Genomic DNA, 25,403 nt, shown 5'->3' with positions numbered 1-25,403 from the left:
TAAAAACAGGTTTTCCTTGTCATAGGAGAACCTGTTTTTATTTGCATTTAATGTCGGGGGGCGTAGCGATTTTTCAGCCAATAGACTAAGTAACCCAATCCAGCTATAATTACGATTAACTCAAAGCCGCCAAGGAACATTCGTCCCCAAGCGATGTTATCCGAGTTGGTAAAGACAACCGGAATGGATGATGATTGTCGTTGGAGGAATTGAAGGTGTGGAGCTTGAATCTGGAGCTGACCAAATGGTTGGTTCTTATGGATGGGGGCTAGTGGCATTGAGAACTGAGTGAGGCCATCGTTAGGAACTAATCGTGTTGTTAATTGGTCCGATTTTCGAAGCCAGTAGTAAGGCGGGCGTTGAAATCCTAACGGAACCGAGGATTGTTTTCCGTTAATCACCTGTAATTTTTGGTAGGGTAAATTCTTCCGTTGTAGATTGACCACCTGGAGCTGGTTGAGGCCGTTGAGAATCTTAGCGGTCTGCAGATTTCTTTGCCCGGTAGCAGCCCCAATCACTACGGTAATGACCCGATGATTACCTTTAGTAGCGGTTGCCACTAGGTTTTCGCCGGCTGTATCGCTCGTCCCGGTTTTAAGTCCATCGACCTGGAAGCCAGCGTGATTTCCCAACAGATGATTGGTGGTAGCTTCTGGAATGCCGTTCCAGTTAATTTGTTGAAGCGCTGTAGTTTGGACAATTTGTGGATTTAGTTGATAAACTTTTTGTGCAATCAGTGCGGTTTCTTTAGCAGATAGCTTGTTTTCGGTAGCTCCACTAAGTTGGGAACTACCTAAAGAACCTAATTCTTGATTAGTTAAACCACAAGCGTTATAAAGTTGGGCGTTTTTAATTCCCCATTTAGATACGGTTTGGCGCATGATTTGACCAAAGTCACCATGGGGACCAGCAATGGATTGTCCGAGCGCTATTGCTGCGGCGTTGGCAGATGTTACTAAACTAGCATTATAGAGCTGTCTGACGGTATATGTTTGTCCTGCTACCAACGGGACGTTCGTATACAAGGGATTTTGACTTAAAGTAGCAATTGCTTGGCTGATGGGAACCTTGGTATCCCAGTTAAGTTGATGTTGTTTGATTTTTTGCAAAACAACCCCAATGGTCACTAATTTACTAACAGAAGCAATGGGTAAGCGTTGATCTTGATTTTCACCATACAAAATCTGGCCACTATTGGCATCAATGGCAATGGCACCTTTTGCTTGGGATTGAACCTGTTGGTTAGTCAAGGGTAAATTAGATGAATTTGCTGCTGCCTGACCAGTCCTTAATGGCATTCCCAGGCTAAAAAAGAGCATGAATGAAAGTAATAATAATTTAAACGGTCGATTCTTTGCCATCGTAAACCCACTTTCCAGTCCAAACCCAGATTAGCAATTTTTAAAATTTGGTTAAGACTGTCCCCATTTTAGATTTTAATGGAGAGAGCGTCAATTAAAATTAGAATAGAATGATTAACTTCTAAACAGGGGAGTTAAATGGGCAATTTTGTTTTTCGAATAATGATATAATAATATTATTATTTAACTAGGAGGCCATTATGAAAAAAGATGTACCCTATAACCTAGGTTTAGACATTGGCACGAGTTCGATTGGGTGGGCGATTACCGATGAAAATAATCGTTTGATTTCTGTAAAGGGACACTATGGAATCGGAGCTCGCTTGTTTAGTGAAGGACAATCTGCTGCTGATCGCCGTGGGTTTCGAACGACCCGGCGGCGTTTATCACGCAGAAAATGGCGCTTGCGGTTATTAGATGAAATTTTTGATGCTCCGATTGCGGAGGTGGATCAAAGCTTTTACCCTCGGTTACGTCAATCGAGTGTTTCTCCATTAGATCCCACTAAAAAACAAGAATTTGCGGGCAATATTTTATTTGATGATCCTGATTTTACTGATCAGGATTACCATCATCAATATCCCACTATTTATCATTTACGGCATGATTTGGCTACAGAGGACCAAAAGTTTGATGTGCGGTTAATTTACTTAGCCGTTCACCACTTGATTAAATATCGGGGGCACTTTTTAAATAAGGCGGATGCTGATAAGTTTAAGGGTGGAGAAATTGATTTAGCGTCAGCTTTTAGTCAATTAAATGAGATTTTTGCCATGAAACAACGGGATGGTCTAGAGTTAAAAACGACCGGAGTGAATCAATGGGTTGCAACGTTGACTGACAAAAAATTGTCTAAAAGTGATCGACAAAAACAAATCGCTGGAGAGATTTTTGTTAAAGGAGATAAAGATCAAAATCAGGCTAATAAAAAAGTTGCAACTGAGTTACTGAAAGCCATTCTGGGTTTGAAAGCTAAGTTTAACGTTATCTTTGGAATTCAAGCTGCTGCTAACGCTAAGGAATTTTCTTTAACTTTTAATAGCGATGATTTTGACGATAAAATTGCGGATCTAGGTTCACAAATTACGGATGAAGACCAAGAAATCTTAGCAATTCTCCAAAAACTCTACTTTGCAGTTGATCTAGCGGGAATTTTACAAAATTCAGAAGATGGGTCGATGTATGAAAGTGTTTCCGCTGCCATGATGGGTCGCTATAAGCAACATTGTCATGATTTAAGTCGATTAAAACGAATGGCGGAGCAACTAAAACAAGCCGGAAAGAAACAACCAGCCAAAGCATTAAAGCAGGCCTATGCTGATTACGTTGATGGAGAAATTAGTAGTTATAAAAAAAATTCCGTGGGATGAATTTGCGAAGCGGGTGGAAAAGCAACTAGATGATTCGGATCTGGCTACGCAAATTAAAACGGAGATTGCTAAAGAGCAATTTATGCCCAAGCAACGTTCTAAGGATAATGGAGCGATTCCGTACCAACTGCAACAACAAGAACTGGATGCTATTATTGAGAACCAGGGTCGCTATTACCCATGGTTATTAGAGCAAAAAGACCATTTAGATGCTTTAATTTCTTTCCGGGTTCCTTATTATGTTGGTCCGATGGTTGATCCTGACCAAGTTAGCGAAGATAATGGTAAATTTGCCTGGATGAAACGCAAAGAACAAGGTGAAATTAAGCCCTGGAATTTTGAAGAAAAAGTTGATAAAACAGCTTCAGCCACTAATTTTATTAAACGGATGACCGCGACTGATACCTATTTGATTGGGGCTCCAGTTTTACCGAAGAATAGTTTGTTGTACCAAGAATTTACGGTTTTAAATGAGTTGAATAAGTTAAAGGTTAACGTAAATGGAAACAAATTAGCGTTATCTCCCGATTATAAACAAGCAATTTTTAATCAGGTATACAAGAAACACAAACGGGTTTCTTTGAAACGGCTTAATGATTTTATGCAAGCGCAAAGTTGGTTTAGTACGGATGCCTATCTTTCTGGAACCACGGACCAGAAGAACGTTAACAATACATTAAGTACTTATAATGACTTTAAAGCTATTTTTGGAGCTCAAATTGATAATCCTAACCGGCAAGCGGATTTGGAACGGATTATTGAATGGTCCACGATTTTTGAAGATGAACACATTTTTAAGTTGAAATTAGATACAATTAGCTGGCTCACACCAACGCAAAAAGACCGGCTGTCTAAACACCGGTACCAAGGTTGGGGACGTTTATCAAAACAACTGTTAGCTGGGATTACCAACGCTAATGGCGAACGGGTCATTGACGTCTTGTGGAATACCCAACAAAATTTAATGGAAACGCTGGCAGATGACGGATTTAAAAAAGCAATCCAGGAATTTAACGGAGAAAAATTAGACAAACAAAACGTTTCAGATGTAATTGCTGATTTATATACCTCCCCACAGAATAAAAAGGCCATTCGTCAGGTACTGTTAGTAGTTGATGACATTGAAAAGGCCATGGGGCACGCGCCTGCTAATATCATGATTGAATTTGCTCGTGAGGATCGGAATGATCATCGCTTGATTAATTCACGTTCTCGGCAATTAAACCAAATGTTTGAAAAAGCCAAGGATGAAGTTAGCGAATCCGTTCAGGATGAATTAAAAGATAAAATCAAAGACAAAGTGCAATTTAATGATCGTTTGTATTTATACTTTGTGCAAGGTGGAAAAGACCTCTATTCAGGGGAACCTTTGGACATTGATCGTCTTTCTCAGTATGATATTGATCACATCTTGCCCCAATCGTTTATTCTTGATAATTCATTAGATAATCGGATTTTAACTTCACAAAGTAATAATCGAGCTAAGAAAGCTGATCAATTACCAGGTGAAATTTTTGGTCCTAGGATGAAAGGATATTGGAACACGCTCCGTGAACATGGACTAATGACTTGGAAGAAATACAATAATTTAACGTTAACGCCGGATAAGATTAGCAAATTCAATAATCAAGGACGGTTCATTAACCGGCAGTTAGTGGAAACTAGACAGGTCATTAAGCTAGTGGCAGAAATTTTGCATGATCAGTATGGAAATGATAAGCAAACTAACATCGTGACGATTAAAGCAGATTTAACCCATCACATGCGAACCAAGTTTAAATTCTATAAAAATCGGAACGTCAACGATTATCATCATGCTTTTGATGCTTACTTGTCAGCATTCGTCGGCAACTGGTTATTGCAACAATACCCGAAGTTAAAACCATATCTCGTGTATGGTGACTTTGCTAAAGCTGGAATTAAAGACTTTAAGCAGTTTAACTTTTTGTATCGCTTTGAGAAAGAGCATGCAGTTGCTGAAGATGGAACGATTAAAAATGACTCGGATCAACTACTGGGCTATATGCGTAAGGTATACCAGCTAAAGAAAATTCTGGTAACAAAGGAACTGGAAACTAATCATGGTAATTTATATAAGCAAACAGTTTTCCCTGCCCCGTCTCATGATAAAAAGATGAAGAAACCAAGGAAGTTAATTAATCCCAAGAACAATCGTCCTAGCGATATTTATGGTGGATATACTAGTAAAACAGCTGCTTTCATGGTCTTGGTTAAAGTTACCAAAGGGAAAAAGACCGAGTATCGACTGTCTAACGTCCCGTTAGCTAATCTAGTATGGCAACAGCAAGGAATGTCATTTGACGAGATGGTTGATAAATCAGTACGTTCCCAATTTACTGGTAAAAATGGCAAAGTAAGTGAATATCAGGTAGTTAAGAATAAGGTGTACATCAATCAACTGGTATCAGAAAATGAATCGCTATTTACCTTAGCTAGTAAACAATATCGTCATAATGCACAACAGTTGGTTTTGTCGGACAAATCAATGCAAATTTTAAATTCCAACTTAAATAACGTTAATCATGATGAATTAGTGTTTGTCTTTAACGAAATTGTTGATAATGGTGAGAAATACTTTAAAGCTTACGATTTTAGTAATAACGAAGCCGCTAAAGCTACCTTTGATGAATTATCTGACTTAGAAGAGATGAGAAGCATTATTGATGATTTGTTGATTGGGTTACACGCCAATGCCCCGTATACGGATGTTTCTAAGGTTGGATTGCCAAAATATTTTGGATTATTCTCGTTAAAAGCTGGTTTGAAATTTGACCCTGAAACCGAATTTATTTATCAATCACCAACCGGATTATTCTCACGCAAAGTTAAAATTTCTGATTTGTAGAGCTTATGTAACAAAAAAGGGAGGCTATCAGATGATAGCTTCCCTTTTCTACTATGTATGGCCCTTAAGGGCTCACAAGGATAAACTCAGCCAGAGGCATTGTTTGATTTTAACTCAGTATGTCATTTCAATGAGATTAAAAATCGTTGGCTTCCCAACCAACAAAATAAATATAACGACTTTTTCGATGAAAGTCAAGGAGGGAAACAGATGGGATGGAGAAGTATTGTAGTGACCCAGCACGCAAAAATTTCTTACTCGGGACGACGAATTATTGTGCAAACGAATCAGAACATCAATGAAATTCCGATTGATGATATCGAGGTTCTTTTGATTAGTACAACCCAAGCAGTCATTACAGCTCGGGCCGTCAGTGAATTGGCTCGAGCATCAGTTAAAGTGATTTTTTCGGACGATACAGGAGAGCCGGTTTGTGAAACCGTTGATTATTTACCTAATAATCGGAGTGTATCGTTGTTACAACAACAATTTGATTGGGATGTTGCTCGTAAAGAAATGCTTTGGACCTGGTTAGTAACTGCTAAGATTCAAATGCAAATTACGGTGTTGCAAAAACAACAAATTGATACTAGCGAATTAGATTATGAATTTCATAAAATTGAGGTCAATGATATCAGCAATCGGGAAGCAGTTGTGGCGCGCAAATATTTTCCGTTACTATTTGAAGCCGGTTTTGAACGCCGTAATTTTCAGCCGGCTAACGCAGCTTTGAACTATGGTTATTCAATCTTATTGTCATTTATTAATCGAAACATTGTGGCCACTGGTTGTTTAACCCAGCTAGGAATTCATCATCATAATGATGAAAATCAGTTTAATTTAGGGTCAGATCTAATGGAACCGTTCCGACCGATTATCGATTGGTGGGTTAGTGAACAAAATATTAATGAACTGACGCCAGAAATTAAAATTCAGCTAGTTGATTTATTGAATTTAGAGTTGAAATTTAACGGCAAGAATACCATTTTACGGAACGCGTTGAGGACCCACGTAACTAACTGCATTAGTTATTTAAATGGAGAACGTGAAACAGCCAAAGTAGAGGTGGAATTAGGAGATGAGATATCGGATCATGCGCTTAATCGTAATGTTTGATTTACCTGTTGATACTAGCGAAGACAAACGAAATTATCGAAAATTTCGCAAAGAATTAATTAATGAAGGCTTTTTAATGATTCAGTATTCGGTGTACGCACGCGTTTGTGTTACGAAACAATCAGCACATTTTACCGAAAATCGGATTAAAACTTTTTTACCACCAAGAGGGTTGATTCAAACCTTAACTGTAACTGAAAAGCAGTATAATGGTATGCATTTCTTGGTTGGGGATCAAAAGGATGACGTGCGAAATACTTCAGATCGGACGGTCGTAATATGAAAATTACATTGTATCCACATGCTCCATTTGAGATTAAAGCTGGAATTCCAACTATCATTCGTACTAATAACCAATCTTTTTACAGTGACTTAATGATAGGGATTCAAAGAAATGAAGATTTAGTTTTAAGTGAAGCTGATGAAAAATTAGATATTAACAATAATCTTGATTTTTTAGGCAACATTGTCACAAACTTAGATATTTTCCAGCCCTTTAAACTTAAGATGGAAAAGGAAATTTTGGAGAATCTAAATGAGAAAGAGCGCCAACGACTTTATCAGCTAGATCGAGAAATGAAGAGCATTTTCTTAGGTTCATCTTACTTGGAAGATTTTCCTATGACAGTTGATGATGAATGGGACTTAAAGCGACAATATAAATACTGTGGGGTTAATTTTTTGGATAATTCGCTATCTTCTCCATATGATATAATTAAGGAAGTTCTTAACTTATATCACAAATTTAATTCTAAAAAATTAATTGTTCTTAATGATTTATTCAATTATTTGGATGAAGAGCAACAAATTCAGATATTTAAATTGATTAAACGGTTGGAATTGCATGTCTTACTATTAGATTTTTCCTGGCAACCATACTCCCAATTGCTGGAAGAATGCTGTTATTACAGCGTTGATAAAGATTTTATTATCTTTGAACGCTGATTAATAAAATATTACAGACGGTTTTAGTAGTATGTCATTTCAATGAGATTAAGAACATCGTCATCTAAATAGTCATCAACCTCGTTGTTTTAGTAGTATGTCATTTCAATGAGATTAAGAACTATCATCAATTAATCGAGAAGTAGACGCTTGTTTTAGTAGTATGTCATTTCAATGAGATTAAGAACACAAAAAAGTTGATTTTACACCGTCTAGTTGTTTTAGTAGTATGTCATTTCAATGAGATTAAGAACATTTGGCACGTACGGTGACCAAAAGTTTACGTTTTAGTAGTATGTCATTTCAATGAGATTAAGAACAGAACTATGAAACCTATGTCAATCTCATTAGTTTTAGTAGTATGTCATTTCAATGAGATTAAGAACTTAACGAAAGAATAGTAGACCATGCTTGTTGTTTTAGTAGTATGTCATTTCAATGAGATTAAGAACTAGGATCAAGAACAGCAGGCTTACCTTTATGTTTTAGTAGTATGTCATTTCAATGAGATTAAGAACTAGGATCAAGAACAGCAGGCTTACCTTTATGTTTTAGTAGTATGTCATTTCAATGAGATTAAGAACTAGGATCAAGAACAGCAGGCTTACCTTTATGTTTTAGTAGTATGTCATTTCAATGAGATTAAGAACATTCCGGCAAGATGTTACATTAATTAATCGGTTTTAGTAGTATGTCATTTCAATGAGATTAAGAACTCCAGCTCCACCGGAGAAGTCACAGCCATCGTTTTAGTAGTATGTCATTTCAATGAGATTAAGAACGACTATTAATCCAAAGATTTGTCTGGCGGGGTTTTAGTAGTATGTCATTTCAATGAGATTAAGAACTAACGCCCCAGTAGTTATGACTATCGACATGTTTTAGTAGTATGTCATTTCAATGAGATTAAGAACGAAATCTACGTGGAATAAGTATCATGCTAAGTTTTAGTAGTATGTCATTTCAATGAGATTAAGAACCTATGTTCGAAAATCAGACCTTGGTGTCACGCTTTAGTAGTATGTCATTTCAAAGAGCTAAATTATTCCACAAATGGAAAAAAGGCAGGTCCAGTTGGGCTTGCCTTTTCATTACTAATCTTATTTTTATTATTAGGTTATAACGTATCAATTATGTTGTAATTTAGGAGAAAATTATAATATTATGAAGATCAAAATGGTATTAAATAAGATTAGCATCCCTATTATTACATAAATAAGTCTTAAAAATTAAATAAAATTATTTTTAGCGTTGTTTAATTAGTCGTAATGGGAACGCAATCACTAGCAACTCAATCCAACTAATCAAGAGACAGATACAGATTAAAATCAGCAGCACCAGCCACACTACCCCGGTTAACAGGACAAATTGATCTAGCGATTGACCAAAAGCGGGATGGATTAGTTTAATGCCGGTAATCACAATACTGATGATAATCACGAGGAACAGGTAGACCTTTGCGCCTTGCCAGGAACTCTTCAAATCAGCAGGGGAGAGACTAAATGCAGTTGTGCTAATGGTTCCAATTAATAACAGTAATAAAACTTGTTGCCACCAGGAGCTGGATAAAAAAGCAGTTACAGTTTCTCCCAGCCAAGTTTGGGTGGTTTGGCCAGCAAATTGAGCATAAGAGAGCAATGGCTGCTGTTGATTAATGAATTCTGGAGCTCCCACTGGTGTGTAGTCTGGGTGACACAGGAGCTGGATGAGTAACGTCAAAACAAAGATGCCACTTAACATGGGCGCCAAGCCGATGAAGAAATTTCCGACCGCTTGGTACCAATTTCGCGGATTATAATTAGAAGCCACGCTTCCGAGGGAACCATCGTGATTGCCCGACAGGTTTAGTAGTTTAAAGGAACTAATCCGATGCATGAAGAGTAATGCAAAAATGAGGTGGCCTAGTTCGTGGATAATGACACCGAGACCACCGACCCAGTACTGGGCACGTTCGCTGAAGTTGACCACAAGGGTGCGTTGCACCACGCGGGCTAAATGTGAAGTGAGCCAACCCACCACGAGGGGCCAGGCAATCAGAACGACGATTAAAAAGAGGGCTAGTTTTCCAGCTTGTAAAGCTAGACTTTCTAAAACTGCCACGTCCATGTGGATACCTCGCTTTCGGTAGTAGTATGACCATTATACGGAAAACACGAGCAGAAAGTGGTCCCAACGACTTACGACGGTGGTTAAGATTAATTGACAGGGGTCAAGGACTATAAGAGAATAGCGCTATGCAGATTAAACGCACAGAATTGAGGATAACTTATCCATGAAGAAAACGCGATTTCTAGGCTTTTTGGCTACCCTAATGCTTGGGTTAATGTTACTGGTGACCGGGGTCCATGCTGCGGACCACCAGAGTACCTTTGTGAATGACGATGCCGGAGTACTTTCGGAAAACACCTTGCAAATGGTCGATGACCTAAACCAAAATCAGCTGCGCCAAATTAAAGGGAAACCGCAATATGCGGTGATTACGAAAAATGGATTACCTAAACAGCAAAACATTGATGACTATGCCATTGATCAAGCCCGTCGGTTAAAACTAGGCCGAGCTGGTTGGCACAATGGAGTTTTATTAGTTGTTAATGTTAAGCCAGGCCAACACGAAGCTCGTTTAGAAGTGGGAACCGGATTACAGGGCGCGCTCCCCGATGGCGCTGTTTCTCAAATTTTCACCAACCAACAAGTGCAAAGTAGTTTGCACCAACAAAATTACGACCAGGCAGTGCAAACGATTAGTAATTTGGTGGCTCAACGGTTAAAACAACAGCAAAGTAACATTTATACCCCGAGCCAAGTACAGCAACAACAAGCCCGCACCCGGACTAACCGGGCGGATCAAGCAGAACAGCACAAAAATCTCGTATTTGTGGCGTTGCTATTAGTTCTAGTTGGAATCGGGGCGTTGGTCTTTTCTCTGAAGGGACGGCGTCATTACAGCCGTAAGTCCTATGATCGCAAGGTGATTGACTTTCTGCAAAAGCAACAGCTGCCAACTACCGATGAGGTTTTAATTAATCGAATAGTTGATAATCTGACGGCTAAGCAAAAACGGCCGGCTTCCGAGACGTTATGGCAGGCCTTTAACGAAGAAAGTTTGAAGTTGCATGGCATTAACAAGGTGGTTTTCTTTCCTAATCTAGCGAAGGGACCCGTAGCCGTGACGGATTACCAGCAACAAGTTACACAATATGAACACGAAAAGGCGACCCGTGAACAGAAGGTAAAACAAGTAGCCTTGCAATACCTCAAGCAACAGAATTATCCGGATGATACCGAGGTTTTCATCGTTGCGTTACTGGGAACCGATGCCGTCCAAAGCTACATTGAGACGGGCGCTGATTACTCGGCAGTGGAAGCCACCATTGCGGACCAATTCCGGCGGCACATGCTGATTAATTTCATGCAAACCGATCCCCAAATGCAGCAACGAATGCAGAACAAGGGGGCCACCGGGTCTTACTCTAGTTACGTCAATCGGATGAGTAGTAGACGAGTGAACCAGATTTATAACGGCGGCAATATCAGTCGGATGTTGTTGTGGGGAGCCGTTGCCGGGTTGTTAGGTTCCATGTTTTCGAATCGCGACCATCATGATGACCACTGGGGTAGCGGTTCCTCATTTGGAGGCGGGAATGACTCCGGTTTCTTTGACAGTGGCGGTGATAATTCTGGAGGATTCTTTGGTGATGGATTTGGCGGCGATTCCGGCGGATTTGACGGCGGTGGTGGCGACTCTAGCGGGTGGTAACCCAACCGCAAAGCCGGTATAATGTGGAAATAGGAATGCCGAACTTTAAACATGGAGGAAACAACATGAAACTGAAAAAAGGATACGTGGTTACGGGGATTATCGCCGTAGTCGTAGTAATCTTGGGCGGATGGCTAATTTCAACTAGTAACGGCTTTGTCCGCAGCCAGCAACAGATTAAGCAGGACCAAGGAAATTTGGAAGTGCAACTTCAACGACGGGCCGATTTAACCCCGCAATTAGTGAGCACGTTACAGGGTTCCATGAAGAACGAACAAAAGATTTTTGGTGAAATTGCCGCTTCCCGGAATCAATATGCAAATGCGAAAAACTTGAAAGACAAGAATCAGGCCGTGCAAAACATGGACAAGCAAACAAACGTCTTGTTAAACGCGGTTCAGGAAAACTATCCGACCCTGGCGAGTTCCAACCAAGTTTCAGAGTTAATGACTCAGATTGAAGGTAGTGAAAACCGAGTTAGTCAAGCACGACGGGACTATAACCAAGATGTTACTGCCTACAACACTAAGATTGCGGTCTTTCCTGGAAATGTGATTGCGAACATGAAGGGACTAAAGCCGTACGATGAGTTTAAGGCTGATTCCAACGCCCAAAAGGCACCCAAGATTAATTTAAATACGGATAAATAAAAAAGAAGCACAAATTCCACGAGGAATTGTGCTTCTTTTAGTTTACTGGTAAGTAATCGTCATGAGGCATTTATAGTAATTTAGACTGGCAATGTTGGTATCCAGAATTTCGTAACCATCGTACTGCATGCCACTCATGACTTCTTCAATGACCTGATTGGTATCTTTGTCAAAGAAAAAGTTAAAGCCACTCAGTTTAAAGGCCACTAGGTGTTTGTGACCATCCCGTTGGGCTAAACCGGGTTTCAGCTTTTCGTAATGAGATGCATTGGAAAAAATAGGCATAAACTCTCCTTTTAAAAACATAATTAGGTTAGTCCTAAGATACCATAAATAGAACTTGCTGAATATTGGTTTTGTCCCCCTTTTTTAAACAATTAGAATCAACTATAATCGGATTAAATTCAAGCTTACGAGGAGGCAGAACATGAAACAAACTAGGAGATGGATCCTGCTCATCGCGAGCTGTTTATTGTTAGTAACGTTGACCGGGTGTCGGAATTTTTCCTTCACCGATCAGGGTCATGACTACGTAAAGGTTTATGATGCCAAGGGTCACTTATTGCAGCATACCAACAAATTGGGAAAACTGCGGCAGCTAACGGATAACAAGTATCATTCCGTTAAGCATGTGCCGGTTCCCAAAGATGCCCAGGAAAACTACCGCTACGTGATTCACCAACGCAAGCATAATTTACAGTTGCAGGTAGTCGTCTATGCCAACTACAAGTTAGCTAAAATTAGTGGAGTACCAATCTTAGGGAGTGGTACCATAGATTTAACCCAGCGGCAGTTTGAAGTTCTTAACGATCCAGATCGCACGCTGGCTAACTAAAGGAGGATGATTCCATGCGAGTAACAATTTTAGCGGCTGCTGGACAGATTGCGGAACTGGTAACCCAAAACCTAATGACAGAAACTGACGATCAATTAACCTTAGTAGCTCGGGAAGCAGACTCCCGGTTGACGATTACTGATGCCGAACGAGAAAATTTAGTGGACTTAGACGTTAACGATGTTAATAAATTAGCGGCTACTATGCGAGGGGAAGATCTTGTCTTGTTGGCTACTTCACCAGACGAACGGATGGCTAACAGCGTTATCAAGGCAATGGATCAAGCTGGAGTAAGTCGGTTAATCGTGACCGGAGCCATCGGAGTGGAAAATGAAGTTCCCGGTAAGTTTGGGGAATGGAATCGCCGCATGGGCGGTGGCTTGTTAGCAGCCGTTGCCGATGGTTTCCATGCGATTGAAAATAGTGATTTAGACTACACCTATCTCCGGATGACGTGGTTATACAACGACCCTCGTAAAAAAGACTACGTGATTACGGAACCAGGGGAGCCGCAGCCAGGAGTTCAGGTAACGCGAACCGCCGTTGCGAATTTCTTAACTCATTTGATTAAGAGTGGGGCCAATGATTATCAACGCGCTTCAATTGGGATTTACGAACCCGGTTCGGATCGGTACGACAAACCCACGTTTTACTAAAATTGCCTAAAAATCAGATTGTGAGTTGTAATCTGATTTTTAGTTTGCAAAAATGTTGACACGGTGTCACCATCGTGGTAAATTATTTGTAAATAAAGTTAGCAAAAGGAGGAAACAAAATGCCCACCAGTACATTTGAAAAATTGCCAGCTGCAAAGAAGGAACGGGTTAACGCCGCCTTACTAAAAGAATTTTCAGTTTATTCCCTTGCAGAGGCCCAGGTCGCCCGGATTGTTGATGACGCCGAAATTTCGCGTGGTTCGTTTTATAAATACTTCAACGATATTTCCGATGCTTATCGGTATGAGTTTGGCCAGGTAATGTCCAGCTTGCACGCGCCGTTTAAACAGGGAGCATCTGCCACGGACGTTACAGGAATCGTCCGGATGGTGGAACAATTCGTTTCCGAAAGTAATCGGAGTGAGTACCGCGAGTTCATGCGGCTCTATTACCAACGCAATCAGTACTTGTTACCCACTGACATTTCGCCGCGGACGCCGACGGAATTGGAGTGGGCTAGTTCGGTGCTCGTGCATCAGAGTATTAAAGAGATTCTCTTGAATCCCGACCAGCAAACCCAGTATTTAGAAAGGCTGGAGCGGGTTTTACAACAATTATTTCACTAAGGAGGGAACAACATGTTTTTAGCACTCAAGGAAATTAAGTATTCCAAATTACGTTATGGACTAATCATGACGATGATTCTTTTGATTAGTTATTTGATTTTCATTTTAACCAGCTTAGCGGTAGGGCTGGCGTCTCAAAATACCCAGGCGATTAAGAGTTGGAACCCCACGCGAATTGTCTTGAATAAGAATTCTAACGTGAATGTGGGACAGTCCTTAATCATGAAGAGTGATTTAGACAAGGTGCACTTGAATCCGAAACAGGAAGCTGTGATTGGGTCAGTACCGGTTGTAGCCACCGGAAAACACGAAAAGATTTCTTCCCAATTTATGGGAATCGATCCGAACCAGTACGTGGCTAGGGACTTGCGGTTAACCAGCGGTCATAAAGCACGGAATCAAAATCAAGTGGTTGTGGACCAAAAGTTCCAGCAAGCAGGGTATCATTTGGAAGATAAGTTGCAATTTAATTCATCTCAGGAACGTTACCAAATTGTTGGATTTGTGAAAAATGCAAAGTTTAACATTGCTCCAGTTGTATACGGATCATTACCAACGTGGCATACGCTTCGGAATCTCGATGATCGCTTTGCCGGGAGTGCTGTGCTAAGTAAGAAAGCAGACTTCCAGATTCCTAGTAACCAATTACATTCATACTCAACGAAAACGGTGGTTACTAATCTCCCCGGTTACACCGCCCAGACGTTGACCTTTACCCTGATGATTGGATTCTTGATGATTATTTCCCTGATTATTATTGCAGTCTTTTTATACATATTGACGATGCAAAAATTACCGAACTATGCCGTTTTACGGGCCCAAGGAATTCCAGCCGGCAAGTTAGTGAAAGCAACGATGGCGCAAACCTTCATTTTAGTGGTAACTGGAATTGGCGCTGGCTTCTTGTTGACCGTCGGGACCCTACTGGTACTGCCGAGTGCGGTTCCAGTCGCCTTTAGTTTCCCGATTATGTTAGGAACGGTGGCTGGCTTACTGGTAACTTCCATGTTGGGAGCCTTATTACCAGCCCTGTTAATTGTACGAATTGATCCAGCGGATGCGATTGGAGGATAACGATGGCAAGCATTGAATTAAAGAACATTACCAAGAGTTTTGGCACGGAAGAAAATCGGTATCGGGTGTTAGATAACGTGAATTTTACCAGCAACGCCGGGGAAGTCACGATCATTACTGGACCATCTGGATCTGGGAAAAGTACTCTTTTAACAATTATGGGAGCGCTCCGGAATCCAGATGACGGAGAGGTCTGGCTAGATGGAACCCAGGTTAACCAACTTAGCAGTCGAGAACAGGATCATTTTCGGTTAGAAAAAATTGGCTTCATCTTACAGGCTCATACTTTGGTTCCGTTTCTAACAGTTGACGATCAGTTCCAACTGGTTGATCAGGTAAAACCTACAGGAAATCTAGCTGGAGAACAGTTTGATCAGCTCCTCCAAACTCTGGATGTGAGTCAACTGTTGCAGCAATACCCCGCTGAACTATCTGGAGGACAAAGTCAGCGGGTGGCGATCGCCCGCGGACTGTACACGCAACCGGCTGTTATTTTAGCCGATGAACCGACAGCCTCGTTGGACGAAAAACGGGTTTATAAGGTTTGTGAACTATTGGCTTCCGCGGCCAAACAGCAAGGCCGGGCGGTCGTGGTCGTGACCCATGACGAGCGGATGCACGATTACGCGGATCACATTTATGAACTAGTGGATGGCAACTTAACCAAACAACGTTAATAAAGCTAAAGGAGCTCCAACTGTGCTAGTTGGAACTCCTTTTTAATTGGGAAATTAGAATAAACAAAAAGCCCTCCCACGGGAAGAACTTTGAAAAGAATACTGACGTGGCTGGGCTCGAACCAGCGACATCCTGATTAACAGTCAGGTGTTTCTACCAACTGAACTACACGTCAAGAAGTGAAAATGATAACCAGCGACTGCTGGAACTGCTGTGGCTGGGCTCGAACCAGCGACATCCTGATTAACAGTCAGGTGTTTCTACCAACTGAACTACACAGCAATAAGAAAAACTGAAATTCGCTTGCTAATTACCCAAGCGAATAACTATATTTTAGCAACTAAGTTCATGTTTGACAACCTTTTTTTGTTAAATAAAATTGATTATTCGGTTATCCGTATGATTTTAATTGAATGAGGATTAAATGTTCATAAATTAATCCTTGCTTTTTAGTTGTAATAGGTCTAAATTAAGACCAACCTTAGCGCAAAAGGAGAATTTTCTAATGGCAGATTACATTCATGAGCTTCGCCAATTGGTTGGGCATCGCCCGTTAATTTTGAATACGGCCAGTGGAGCACTTTTAAACGAGCAAAATCAGGTACTACTGCAGGAACGGACCGGTAAAAACGATTGGTGTTTTCCGGGGGGTTACATGGAATACGGCGAACGAATCGTTGAAACCTTAAAGCGGGAATTTAAAGAGGATTCTGGCTTAGACGTGGAACCCATTCGACTTTTACACGTTTTTGACGGCGATTGTTTCAAGTACCCCAATGGTGATGAGGTGCAATGCATTACTAATTTCTTTCTGGTCCGCAAAACGGGTGGTCAATTGCTGGACCATCAAACGGCGGAAACGAGTGCCTTGCGCTACTTTCCGTTGACGGACTTACCACCGTTTTTTAATCATCAATCAGAAAAGATGGCCCAAGCGGTTATTGATTATTTAGCGTAAAAGAAGAGCTGAGCCGTTCAGCTCTTTTTAATTTGGTAATTACCAACAAAGTGGTAGCCAAACCCGCGGACCGTCTTAATGTGTTTCGGATGCTTAGGGTCAACTTCAATTTTATCGCGAAGGTGGCTAATGTGAATGTCGACCATTCGAGAAGTTTCAGAAATATCATATTGATCGCCCCAGACGCCCTCCAGCAATTGGGCTCGACTTAGAACTTGGGGAGCATGTTCGATTAGATACAAAAGCAGTTTTAATTCCTTAGGGGTGAGTCCCAAATCTTGATTTTGTTTAAAGGCCTTGTATTTTTGGCGGTCAATCACGACGTCATCAAAACGTAAATTAGGGCGTTTAGGTGATTGGGGGGACTTGGTTTGGGATAGTTGCATATAAAGCTGGTGCTTTTGCTCAAACCGAGCTAACAATTCGAATGCGTCCCACGGGGCAATCACGTAGTCGTCAAAACCGGCTTGAAAAATAGTGGTGGCTAGTTCCGGAGAATTAGCCAGAATGATAATGGGAAGCTGGTTCATGTGGCGGAACTCGTGCAACTGGGTTTCAAATTGGTCCAGTGGGAACGCCGTGAGATCCCACAACAAACCGCCACTCTGTTTTTGTTCCATTACGGAAGCCACTTGGGTCGGATCGTCAACGGTGTCAACAAAAAAATCATGATCATTAAAGGCTTGCCCTAAATCAATGGCTAAACGGAGTTGTTTGGTTACTAACGTTACGTGTTGCACACCCTCACCTCAATTTTTACATAATCTTTACATAAAGCACACAGGACCTTTACATTGGTTAATTATACTTGGTTTTGCAATGAAATACATGAATAAGAGGGAGGCACCTATGCGATTAGGCAAGTTAATCCCCGTGGGCTTAGCCGCGGCGGGCATTTTATTGTTAAGTGGTTGCGGAACGAAAAACAAGGGAAATGCGGTAACGGCTGTGGGTTCGACGGCGATGCAACCCCTGGTACAAAAAGCCGGGAGTGATTTTCAAACTGAACATAAACAGTATACGGTTACCGTCCAAGGGGGCGGCTCGGGAACGGGACTTAGTCAAGCTGAAACCGGTGCGGTCAACGTGGGAAATTCTGATATTTTTGCCGAGCAAAAGGACGGAATCCATGCTAACAAGTTGAAAGATCATCAGGTTGCTGTGGTCGGGATTGCTCCCGTTGCTAACGAAGAAAATGGGGTTAAAAACCTGACGGAACAACAATTAGAAAAAATCTTTACCGGAAAGATTAAAAACTGGAAGGAAGTCGGTGGTAAGGACCTCCCGATTATCGTGATTAACCGGGCCCAGGGAAGTGGAACCCGCAAGACTTTTGAAGCTAAGGTCTTGAAGGGCCAACAGCCGGTGAAGAGCCAGGAACAAGATTCAAATGGAACCGTGAAGAAGATTGTCCAAAACACGCCGGGGACGATTAGTTATCTGTCACTTCCATATTTAAACAAACAGATTAAAACATTGAGCGTCGACGGAGTGGAGCCCACGGCAGCTAACATTACCACCAATAAATGGCGGATTTGGTCATACGAACACATGTATACTGCCAAACACCCGAGCAAGGCGACCCAAGCTTTTGTCAACTACCTGATGTCAAAACCGGTACAAGCGAAATTAGTGAAAGAAGCTGGTTACGTTAGTGTTCATGACATGAAAGTTCACATGACCCCGGATAATCGGGTCTTACCAGGTCGACAGTAAAGGAGAAAGCCATGAATAACATTCAAAAACGATTAATGAAACCAAGCGCAGCGACTCGCCAAGACCGGCGGGGACGTTGGATTAGTTTCATTTGTGTCAGCTTTATTATGATTCTAACGGTTTCCATCATTGGCTTTATTGCCATTCATGGGTTGGCAACCTTTACGGATAACCATATTTCAGTTTGGGACTTTCTCACGAAGAGTGATTGGAATCCGGGTCAAATGGGAGCTAATGGGAAACCCGAAGTAGGAGCGCTTGCCATGATTGTGGCATCGTTTGCGGTGACCCTGTTGGCAGCGCTCTTTGCAACGCCCTTTGCCGTGGCCGTAGCGGTGTACATGACGGAGCTGGCTCCAAAAAAGGGCGCTCGGATGTTACAACCCGTGATTGAACTGTTGGTTGGAATTCCGTCCGTGGTGTATGGGTTTGTTGGCCTGGTAGTGATTGTTCCGGCCCTCCGCACGGTCTTTGGCGGCACTGGATTCGGGGTATTAGCGGGCGCAATTGTTCTCTTTGTAATGATTCTACCGACGATTACCTCCCTCACGATTGATAGTTTAAAACAAGTCCCTGGCTACTATCGGAATGCTTCATTAGCGCTAGGAGCCACGAGATGGCAAACGATTTACAAGGTGATTTTACGGGCAGCTTTACCGGGAATTATGACGGCCGTGGTTTTTGGAATGGCGCGGGCCTTTGGAGAAGCACTGGCCGTGCAAATGGTGATTGGGAACGCAGCAATTGTACCCACCAACTTGGTTTCGCCTACGTCAACGTTGACCAGCCAATTAACCTCCCAAATGGGGGATACCATCATGGGAACCTTGCCCAATAACGCTCTGTGGTCCTTAGCACTGGTTTTACTGTTGATGTCCGTCATCTTTAACGTACTGGTGAAATTGATTGGAAAAAGAGGGGAGCTGAAATAATGAACGAAAGCACTGTTAAAGCAAACCGAGCGAACCGCTGGGCCTTATGGGGCATTAAAGGCATGGTGGGAATCGTGGTCTTGATTTTAATTGCCTTACTGGGTTACATCCTAATTACTGGAGTACCCCACGTTTCCTGGCACTTTTTGACCTCACCGTCCAAGGAATTTGGCGCCGGTGGAGGAATTGCCAATGAACTCTTTAATTCGATTTACATTCTAGTAATTACGTTGGTCATCTCGTGTCCGTTAGCGCTCGGGGCCGGCATCTATCTCTCCGAATTTGCTAAACCGTCGTGGTTGACCAGTACGGTGCGGACGTTAATTGAAGTCTTGAGTTCATTGCCTTCGATTGTGGTCGGCCTGTTTGGCTACCTGGTATTGGTCATTAAATTCCAGTTGGACTTTTCCATTATTTCAGGAGCATTTGCGTTAATGTTTGTGAACCTTCCATTGCTAACTAGAAACACGGAAGAAGCCCTCACAGCTGTACCGCATTCACAACGAGAAGCGGGCTGGGCGCTGGGACTGTCACAATGGCGAACGATTACTAAAATTATTTTGCCAGCTGCTGTTCCCGGGTTAGTGACCGGAGTAATTTTAAGTGCCGGTCGAATTTTTGGAGAAGCCGCTGCCCTAATCTTTACGGCGGGACAAAGTACGCCGGTAATTAGCTACAGTAACTGGAATCCGTTTAGTCCCACGAGCTTTCTGAATCCGATGCGTCCCGCCGAAACTTTGGCGGTTCACATTTGGAAGCTGAACACAGACGGAATTACACCAGATGCGGACCAGATTTCTAGTGGAGCGTCGGCCGTTTTGATCATTGTGATTTTACTGATTATTCTGTTATCGCGTTATCTTGGGAACTACTGTTACCGCAAGATGAGTGGTACCAAGTAGGAGAAAGGAGTCCCCGTGGCAACTTATAACTTAGAGGAACACTACTTAACCAAGGTTCCGGATCCGATTGCGTTAGAAACTAAGCACCTGGACGTTTTTTACGGTAACAAGCAGGCAACGTTTGATGCGAACCTACGCTTTCCGAAGAATCAGATTACCGCTTTGATTGGGGCGTCTGGATCCGGGAAATCGACTTTTTTACGGAGCTTAAATCGCTTAAACGATAACGTGGCCACTGTGAAAGGGGCGATTGAGTACCAAGGATTAGATATCAATCAAGCTCAGATTAATGTGTATGAAGTCCGCAAAAACATCGGGATGGTCTTTCAACACCCCAATCCCTTTGCCAAGTCGATTTATGAAAACATTGCGTTTGCCCTCCGCGAAAATGGCATGACGGAGGACATTGATCAGCAAGTTGAACAAAGTCTGAGGGGCGCAGCGTTGTGGGACGAGGTTAAGGATAAGCTCAACCAAAGTGCCCTTTCCTTATCCGGAGGGCAGCAGCAACGGCTGTGCATTGCGCGGGCGATTGCGGTGAAACCAGATATTTTGTTAATGGATGAACCGACGAGTGCTCTGGATCCGATTTCGAGCCGCAAGATTGAAACGACTTTACAAGAATTAAAGCAGCACTACACGATTATCATTGTGACCCATAACATGCAGCAGGCAGCTCGTGCGAGTGACTTTACGGCCTTCTTTCACCTCGGACACGTGATTGAGTTTAATCAGACCGAAGAATTATTTACAAATCCACGGATGCAGGCGACGGAAGATTACATTTCGGGACACTTTGGCTAAGGAGGAGCACATGGCAACCACGAAAGAACCGCTTTTAACTACCAACGACGTGCGGTTGTACTATGGAGAACACGAAGCCCTTCATGGGATCAACTTGGATTTTAATCAGCACGAAATTACCGCACTAATTGGACCTTCCGGGTGTGGAAAATCAACCTACCTGCGCTGCATTAACCGGATGAATGATTTGGTGGATGGGGTTTCCATCACGGGGAGTTTCCGGCTCGATGGGCAAGATATTTATAGCCCCAAACAAGACGTGGTAGCGTTGCGCAAACAGGTGGGAATGGTGTTTCAACAACCCAATCCATTTCCCTTTTCCGTTTATGACAACGTGGCTTATGGTTTGCGGGTGCAAGGGATTAAGGATAAAAAGATGTTAGACGAACGGGTGGAAGCTAGTTTACGTCAGGCGGCCGTCTGGGAAGAAGTTAAGGATGACTTAAATAAAGATGCGTTATCCTTTTCTGGAGGACAGCAGCAACGAATCTGTATTGCCCGGCTACTGGCGGTGCGCCCCGAAGTGATTTTACTAGATGAACCGACGAGTGCATTGGATCCAATCTCTAGTGCCGAAATTGAAGAAACCCTTTTGAAAATTAAGGACCAGTATACAATTATCATTGTGACCCACAGCATGCAGCAGGCTTCCCGGATTTCGGATCGAACGGCCTTCATGCTAAATGGTAAACTAGTCGAAACCGGTAAAACCAAGCACATCTTCTTGAACCCGGAAAAACAGGAAACCAGTGACTACTTAAACGGTAAATTTGGCTAAGCAGCAGAGGAGGAATTAACCATGGCAAATACATTTGACGATCGACTAGCAAAGCTCCGCCAGGGGTTTACGGACATGGGCGTGGACGTTAGCGAACAAATTTATCAATCAACGAAGTCTTACATTGATCACGACGTAGAGCTAGCGCATCAAGTAATTGACGGCGATAACGAAGTGAATGGCAACGAAACTCAACTGGAAACGGATGCAATGAATCTAATTGCACTCCAACAGCCGGTGGCGCGGGACTTTCGCATCATCATTAGCTATTTAAAGTCAAGCACGGACCTAGAACGGATTGGGGATAATGCGGTTAACATTGCCAGAGAAACCCTTCAGGCCAAGGGTAATCCGCGGATTTCAGACGTTGAAATCGTGATTGCTAAGATTACTAAACACATCCGGAAGATGTTAGAGGAAATTTTGGATGCTTACACTACTTTTGATGCAGAAATTGCCCCAGTGATTGTTCAAGAAGATCGTAGAATTGATGAATATTATCACAACACCCGGACGGCGATTACCGAAGGGATTCTCGAAAACCCTGCTACAGCGGTTGCTGCTTCCAGCTATTTGATGGTAATTCGGTTGTTAGAACGAATTGGGGATCACATTGTGAACCTCGCCGAATACTTAATTTATAGCGATACCGGTAAGATTGTGGAACTGGGAGAAGCCAGTGACGCTGATGCGGAATAACTTGTAATGCAAAAACGATTGCTGCGGCAGTCGTTTTTTTAGTTGGAAAATGGGAAGATAATTTTTAGATAATCTAAAATATTTATTGCTTAAATGTGCTATAATAAAGCTAGATTTTTTCAGTTACGACGAAATCATTGATTTTGTCGTATTTAAATGTGTACCTAAACATTACCGAAGACTGTCCACAATCTGGATAGAGGAGATCATGCTAATGAAATTCTTAAAACTACACATGGTGTTGTTTTCATCGCTATTGTTGGCAGGTAGCGTTGTAAATCACCCGACGGTCCACGCCGATGAACAACCAGCGACCCCTCAAGTCCAAACAGATGATTTTTCCGATTTAGCTCCCAATCAACGAGATTTTATTAATCAAGTTCGTCCTGGGGCCATTATGGCCTGGAAACAATATGGAGTACTGCCATCCGTAGCCATTGCTCAAGCAATCATTGAAAGTGGCTGGGGTTCATCATCATTAGCTGCACAAAACCACAATTTGTTTGGAATTAAGGGAGCGTGGAATGGTCAAGCGGTTTTCCTTCCCACCCAAGAATTTTCTGGTGGCGGATATGTAACTATTACAGATTCTTTCCGATCTTATCCTGACTGGTCGACTAGTATCCAAGATTATGGGGACTTTTTACGGAACAATAGTCGCTATGCCAATTTAATTGGGGTTAGAGACTACGTTTCAGTTGCTAATGCCCTTCATGAAGATGGTTACGCGACAGCACCAGATTACGCACAAACGTTAATTAGTTGTATTCAACACAACCATTTGGATCGGGTCGATCAAGAGGCTTTTAACGCTCCTGATGATTACAAAGGACCGGTTGGTTCGGGAGCTAGCACCAATACCACTCCAAATGGAACTCCAGGAGCAGCTAATGACCCGTACAGCAAGGGGGCGCCTTCTGATTATACGCCAGCGCCTAACGTTGATAACAGTTCCGCAGTGGGACAATACACTGGGGATGATAAGGATCGAGATCCACAGGTGGTCGCATTTGATCCGCATGGGGCTTCGAACGTTCCAACTGAAAAAGCAGATCCAAACGATGCCACGTTAGGGAATCCTGTTACAGTAACTGGGGACCCATATCAACCGCAAACCCAGAAGGTAGATTTGAAGCCAGTATCGCAACCTCAATCAGATTTACCACAGGGAATTATGCAAAATCAATCATCTAATGAAACAAAGCAAGTTAATTCAACGGCAGTGGGGAACAAGTCTAACCCACAAAATGCAGCTAGTTCGCCAAATGCGAACCCTACTACTGCTAGTGACAATTAAGTTTCAATCGTTTTAGCGTCTGATTATTCAGGCGCTTTTTTTAATTAGCAGCATGGGTCCGTAGGTTCCGAGGGGTCAATTTATATGGTAGGATGGTTGTAAACTTGAAACAACGCACCGGAAAAACAGGAGTAAATTCATGGCAAAACAGGAAAACGGACAACTGCGACCGCACCATCGTTCCCATTGGAAACGAAACTTATTTTTATTACTGGTGGTAGCCGTAGTTGGAGGTCTGGGACTAACAGGCTATCGTTATTATGCAAAGGATCAGCAGGTTGCCCGGATTACGAGCGGAATTTTGAACGAACAGGAACAAACTTTTACTGACAATGTGGTGATTAGTGGTCAACCGGGAGCGGTAAATGCTTCGATTATGCGGCCGGTGGTTAATTACTATCAACAGCATCCGCACGAATTGGCGATCCTAAAGGACCAGTTAGACCAAAATAATTCTGCTCCCAACGGTTTCCGGCTCGTGAAAAAGGGGACGTACTTCTGGATTTTCCCCCACTATCGCTTAGCGATTGATCAAATCCGGCCGATAGTGCAAACGAATGCTCCCAACGCCACAGTCGAATTAGATGGTCATGACGTCGGGCAAACATCTGAGAATAGTCAAATTCAATTACCACCGTTGGTTCCGGGATTTCACAGTCTTAAGATTACTGCTGACGTGAATGGGAAGAAACTTTCGACGTTTAAACAGGTCAGCTTTTTTGCCAACGAACACGAAAAAGTTACCGTTCCGTTAGCAATGATGTCGTTTCGGGTGAAGGGGCCTGCTGGCGCTCAAATCTTCGTCAATAATGACAAGGTAGGAACGGTGGCGGACGATGGAACCGGGGCCGTTACGGACGTTCCCCTGGGGCAACAGACCACCACCTGGCTGCAAATGGACGTGGATGGACATCAAGTGGTCAGCGAGAAAAAGACCATTACTAAGAAGGATGATGGCAAGTTGATTAGTTATAATTTCCCGAGTGCCGTTAGCAAGAACGATGGGTTTCAATTGTTTAGTAACCTGTGGACGGACGTCGGAAATGCGACTAATCTGAACCAGAGTTTGGATCAACAAAACGTGTCAGGGAACTTCAAGGATGGAACCAAGAATCCGGATTACCAAACCCTGAATGCTTTCGTGAACCAAAATCATCAAAGCCACCTGCAGTTTGGGACTTTGCATCTGCAGGTTGAAAAGGTGCAACCACTCGGAGATGACACTAGTTTAGTTACCTATCGGGTTCAAAGTGACGTCAAGATTAATAACACCCTTGGTACTTTTGATAACCGGTATCAAGCTCACGTGGGAACCGGAAACGGGCAACCCCTTCAAATTCAAACCAACCAATCGGTGCAATAAACAAAAAGCATTCGCAAACG

25 protein-coding genes, 2 tRNA genes and 1 CRISPR repeat array are annotated in these 25,403 nt (G+C 42.5%); of the genes, 21 read left to right on the top strand and 6 right to left on the bottom strand.

The window, feature by feature from the left end; translation table 11 throughout:
• Window positions 1-47: 47 nt before the first annotated feature.
• Window positions 48-1,361: a serine hydrolase gene (locus M3M37_RS05110; RefSeq protein WP_252794640.1), complete on the bottom strand. Its 1,314-nt coding sequence runs from the start codon at window positions 1,359-1,361 to the stop codon at window positions 48-50.
• Between the two features lie 200 nt (window positions 1,362-1,561).
• On the opposite strand from M3M37_RS05110, the gene cas9 (M3M37_RS05105) reads away from it, so the two are divergent.
• From cas9 (M3M37_RS05105) to csn2, 5 genes are all read left to right on the top strand, one after another.
• Window positions 1,562-2,731, top strand: a complete 1,170-nt coding sequence (gene cas9, locus M3M37_RS05105) for a type II CRISPR RNA-guided endonuclease Cas9 (RefSeq protein WP_252794638.1) — start codon at window positions 1,562-1,564, stop codon at window positions 2,729-2,731.
• A complete protein-coding gene (gene cas9, locus M3M37_RS05100; protein WP_252794636.1) occupies window positions 2,691-5,597 on the top strand; it encodes a type II CRISPR RNA-guided endonuclease Cas9 in 2,907 nt (968 codons plus the stop codon). The genes cas9 (M3M37_RS05105) and cas9 (M3M37_RS05100) overlap by 41 nt, the downstream gene beginning before the upstream one ends.
• Before the next feature lie 210 nt (window positions 5,598-5,807).
• Entirely contained in the window at window positions 5,808-6,713 is a 906-nt protein-coding gene (cas1, locus tag M3M37_RS05095) for a type II CRISPR-associated endonuclease Cas1 (RefSeq protein ID WP_252794634.1), read from the top strand.
• Window positions 6,691-6,996: a CRISPR-associated endonuclease Cas2 gene (cas2, locus tag M3M37_RS05090; RefSeq protein WP_252794632.1), complete on the top strand. Its 306-nt coding sequence runs from the start codon at window positions 6,691-6,693 to the stop codon at window positions 6,994-6,996. The genes cas1 and cas2 overlap by 23 nt, the downstream gene beginning before the upstream one ends.
• The gene (csn2, locus tag M3M37_RS05085) at window positions 6,993-7,658 is read left to right on the top strand and encodes a type II-A CRISPR-associated protein Csn2 (RefSeq protein WP_252794630.1); all 666 of its coding nucleotides are present in this window, start codon (window positions 6,993-6,995) and stop codon (window positions 7,656-7,658) included. The genes cas2 and csn2 overlap by 4 nt, the downstream gene beginning before the upstream one ends.
• Before the next feature lie 20 nt (window positions 7,659-7,678).
• Window positions 7,679-8,704: a CRISPR direct-repeat array (repeat unit 36 nt; unit sequence GTTTTAGTAGTATGTCATTTCAATGAGATTAAGAAC).
• Window positions 8,705-8,903: 199 nt separating this feature from the next.
• On the opposite strand, the gene M3M37_RS05080 is transcribed toward csn2, so the two are convergent.
• A complete protein-coding gene (locus M3M37_RS05080) occupies window positions 8,904-9,764 on the bottom strand; it encodes a hypothetical protein (protein WP_252794628.1) in 861 nt (286 codons plus the stop codon).
• 166 nt (window positions 9,765-9,930) lie between these two features.
• On the opposite strand from M3M37_RS05080, the gene M3M37_RS05075 reads away from it, so the two are divergent.
• Together M3M37_RS05075 and M3M37_RS05070 are read left to right on the top strand one after the other, a co-directional pair.
• Window positions 9,931-11,415, top strand: coding sequence for a TPM domain-containing protein (locus tag M3M37_RS05075; RefSeq protein ID WP_252794626.1), 1,485 nt, complete (start codon window positions 9,931-9,933; stop codon window positions 11,413-11,415).
• Window positions 11,416-11,480: 65 nt separating this feature from the next.
• On the top strand, window positions 11,481-12,065 hold the full coding sequence (locus M3M37_RS05070; protein ID WP_252794624.1) for a LemA family protein: 585 nt from the start codon (window positions 11,481-11,483) through the stop codon (window positions 12,063-12,065).
• A gap of 42 nt (window positions 12,066-12,107) precedes the next feature.
• Here the strand turns inward: M3M37_RS05070 and M3M37_RS05065 are convergent, their stop codons facing one another.
• Window positions 12,108-12,350: a hypothetical protein gene (locus M3M37_RS05065; protein WP_252794622.1), complete on the bottom strand. Its 243-nt coding sequence runs from the start codon at window positions 12,348-12,350 to the stop codon at window positions 12,108-12,110.
• 142 nt (window positions 12,351-12,492) lie between these two features.
• On the opposite strand from M3M37_RS05065, the gene M3M37_RS05060 reads away from it, so the two are divergent.
• From M3M37_RS05060 to M3M37_RS05040, 5 genes are all read left to right on the top strand, one after another.
• Entirely contained in the window at window positions 12,493-12,900 is a 408-nt protein-coding gene (locus M3M37_RS05060) for a hypothetical protein (RefSeq protein WP_252794620.1), read from the top strand.
• A 14-nt stretch (window positions 12,901-12,914) separates the two neighbouring features.
• A complete protein-coding gene (locus M3M37_RS05055) occupies window positions 12,915-13,556 on the top strand; it encodes an NAD(P)H-binding protein (RefSeq protein ID WP_252794619.1) in 642 nt (213 codons plus the stop codon).
• A 119-nt stretch (window positions 13,557-13,675) separates the two neighbouring features.
• Entirely contained in the window at window positions 13,676-14,182 is a 507-nt protein-coding gene (locus tag M3M37_RS05050) for a TetR/AcrR family transcriptional regulator (protein WP_252794617.1), read from the top strand.
• A 12-nt stretch (window positions 14,183-14,194) separates the two neighbouring features.
• Window positions 14,195-15,256 (top strand): ABC transporter permease, encoded by a 1,062-nt coding sequence (locus tag M3M37_RS05045; protein ID WP_252794615.1) that lies wholly within the window; start codon window positions 14,195-14,197, stop codon window positions 15,254-15,256.
• A 2-nt stretch (window positions 15,257-15,258) separates the two neighbouring features.
• Complete coding sequence (locus tag M3M37_RS05040) at window positions 15,259-15,933, top strand: ABC transporter ATP-binding protein (RefSeq protein ID WP_252794614.1); 675 nt, start codon at window positions 15,259-15,261, stop codon at window positions 15,931-15,933.
• Window positions 15,934-16,035: 102 nt separating this feature from the next.
• On the opposite strand, the gene M3M37_RS05035 is transcribed toward M3M37_RS05040, so the two are convergent.
• Together M3M37_RS05035 and M3M37_RS05030 are read right to left on the bottom strand one after the other, a co-directional pair.
• Window positions 16,036-16,109 (bottom strand) — tRNA-Asn (locus tag M3M37_RS05035).
• Between the two features lie 33 nt (window positions 16,110-16,142).
• A tRNA-Asn gene (locus M3M37_RS05030) sits at window positions 16,143-16,216 on the bottom strand.
• 223 nt (window positions 16,217-16,439) lie between these two features.
• On the opposite strand from M3M37_RS05030, the gene M3M37_RS05025 reads away from it, so the two are divergent.
• Entirely contained in the window at window positions 16,440-16,892 is a 453-nt protein-coding gene (locus tag M3M37_RS05025; protein WP_252794613.1) for an NUDIX hydrolase, read from the top strand.
• A 17-nt stretch (window positions 16,893-16,909) separates the two neighbouring features.
• Here the strand turns inward: M3M37_RS05025 and M3M37_RS05020 are convergent, their stop codons facing one another.
• Window positions 16,910-17,632, bottom strand: a complete 723-nt coding sequence (locus M3M37_RS05020) for a response regulator transcription factor (RefSeq protein ID WP_252794611.1) — start codon at window positions 17,630-17,632, stop codon at window positions 16,910-16,912.
• Between the two features lie 109 nt (window positions 17,633-17,741).
• Here M3M37_RS05020 and M3M37_RS05015 point away from each other — a divergent pair, with 109 nt between their 5' ends.
• The 8 genes from M3M37_RS05015 to M3M37_RS04980 all read left to right on the top strand — a co-directional run bounded on the left by M3M37_RS05015 (window position 17,742) and on the right by M3M37_RS04980 (window position 25,383).
• Window positions 17,742-18,608: a phosphate ABC transporter substrate-binding protein gene (locus M3M37_RS05015; protein ID WP_252794610.1), complete on the top strand. Its 867-nt coding sequence runs from the start codon at window positions 17,742-17,744 to the stop codon at window positions 18,606-18,608.
• An 11-nt stretch (window positions 18,609-18,619) separates the two neighbouring features.
• Window positions 18,620-19,540 (top strand): phosphate ABC transporter permease subunit PstC, encoded by a 921-nt coding sequence (gene pstC, locus M3M37_RS05010; protein ID WP_252794608.1) that lies wholly within the window; start codon window positions 18,620-18,622, stop codon window positions 19,538-19,540.
• Complete coding sequence (pstA, locus tag M3M37_RS05005; protein ID WP_420842962.1) at window positions 19,540-20,442, top strand: phosphate ABC transporter permease PstA; 903 nt, start codon at window positions 19,540-19,542, stop codon at window positions 20,440-20,442. The genes pstC and pstA overlap by 1 nt, the downstream gene beginning before the upstream one ends.
• Before the next feature lie 15 nt (window positions 20,443-20,457).
• Window positions 20,458-21,246: a phosphate ABC transporter ATP-binding protein PstB gene (gene pstB / locus M3M37_RS05000; RefSeq protein WP_252794607.1), complete on the top strand. Its 789-nt coding sequence runs from the start codon at window positions 20,458-20,460 to the stop codon at window positions 21,244-21,246.
• Between the two features lie 10 nt (window positions 21,247-21,256).
• Complete coding sequence (gene pstB / locus M3M37_RS04995; protein WP_252794605.1) at window positions 21,257-22,024, top strand: phosphate ABC transporter ATP-binding protein PstB; 768 nt, start codon at window positions 21,257-21,259, stop codon at window positions 22,022-22,024.
• 21 nt (window positions 22,025-22,045) lie between these two features.
• Window positions 22,046-22,723 carry a phosphate signaling complex protein PhoU gene (gene phoU, locus M3M37_RS04990; protein WP_252794603.1) on the top strand — a complete coding sequence of 226 codons (678 nt, stop codon included), beginning with the start codon at window positions 22,046-22,048 and terminating at the stop codon, window positions 22,721-22,723.
• A 214-nt stretch (window positions 22,724-22,937) separates the two neighbouring features.
• Window positions 22,938-24,020 (top strand): glycoside hydrolase family 73 protein, encoded by a 1,083-nt coding sequence (locus M3M37_RS04985; RefSeq protein ID WP_252794601.1) that lies wholly within the window; start codon window positions 22,938-22,940, stop codon window positions 24,018-24,020.
• Between the two features lie 139 nt (window positions 24,021-24,159).
• Window positions 24,160-25,383: a zinc ribbon domain-containing protein gene (locus M3M37_RS04980; RefSeq protein ID WP_252794600.1), complete on the top strand. Its 1,224-nt coding sequence runs from the start codon at window positions 24,160-24,162 to the stop codon at window positions 25,381-25,383.
• Window positions 25,384-25,403 lie beyond the last annotated feature (20 nt).

It is taken from the genome of Fructilactobacillus carniphilus, assembly GCF_024029675.1.
GTDB classification, from domain to species: domain Bacteria; phylum Bacillota; class Bacilli; order Lactobacillales; family Lactobacillaceae; genus Fructilactobacillus; species Fructilactobacillus carniphilus.
This window is presented reverse-complemented; position numbering and strand designations above follow the sequence as displayed.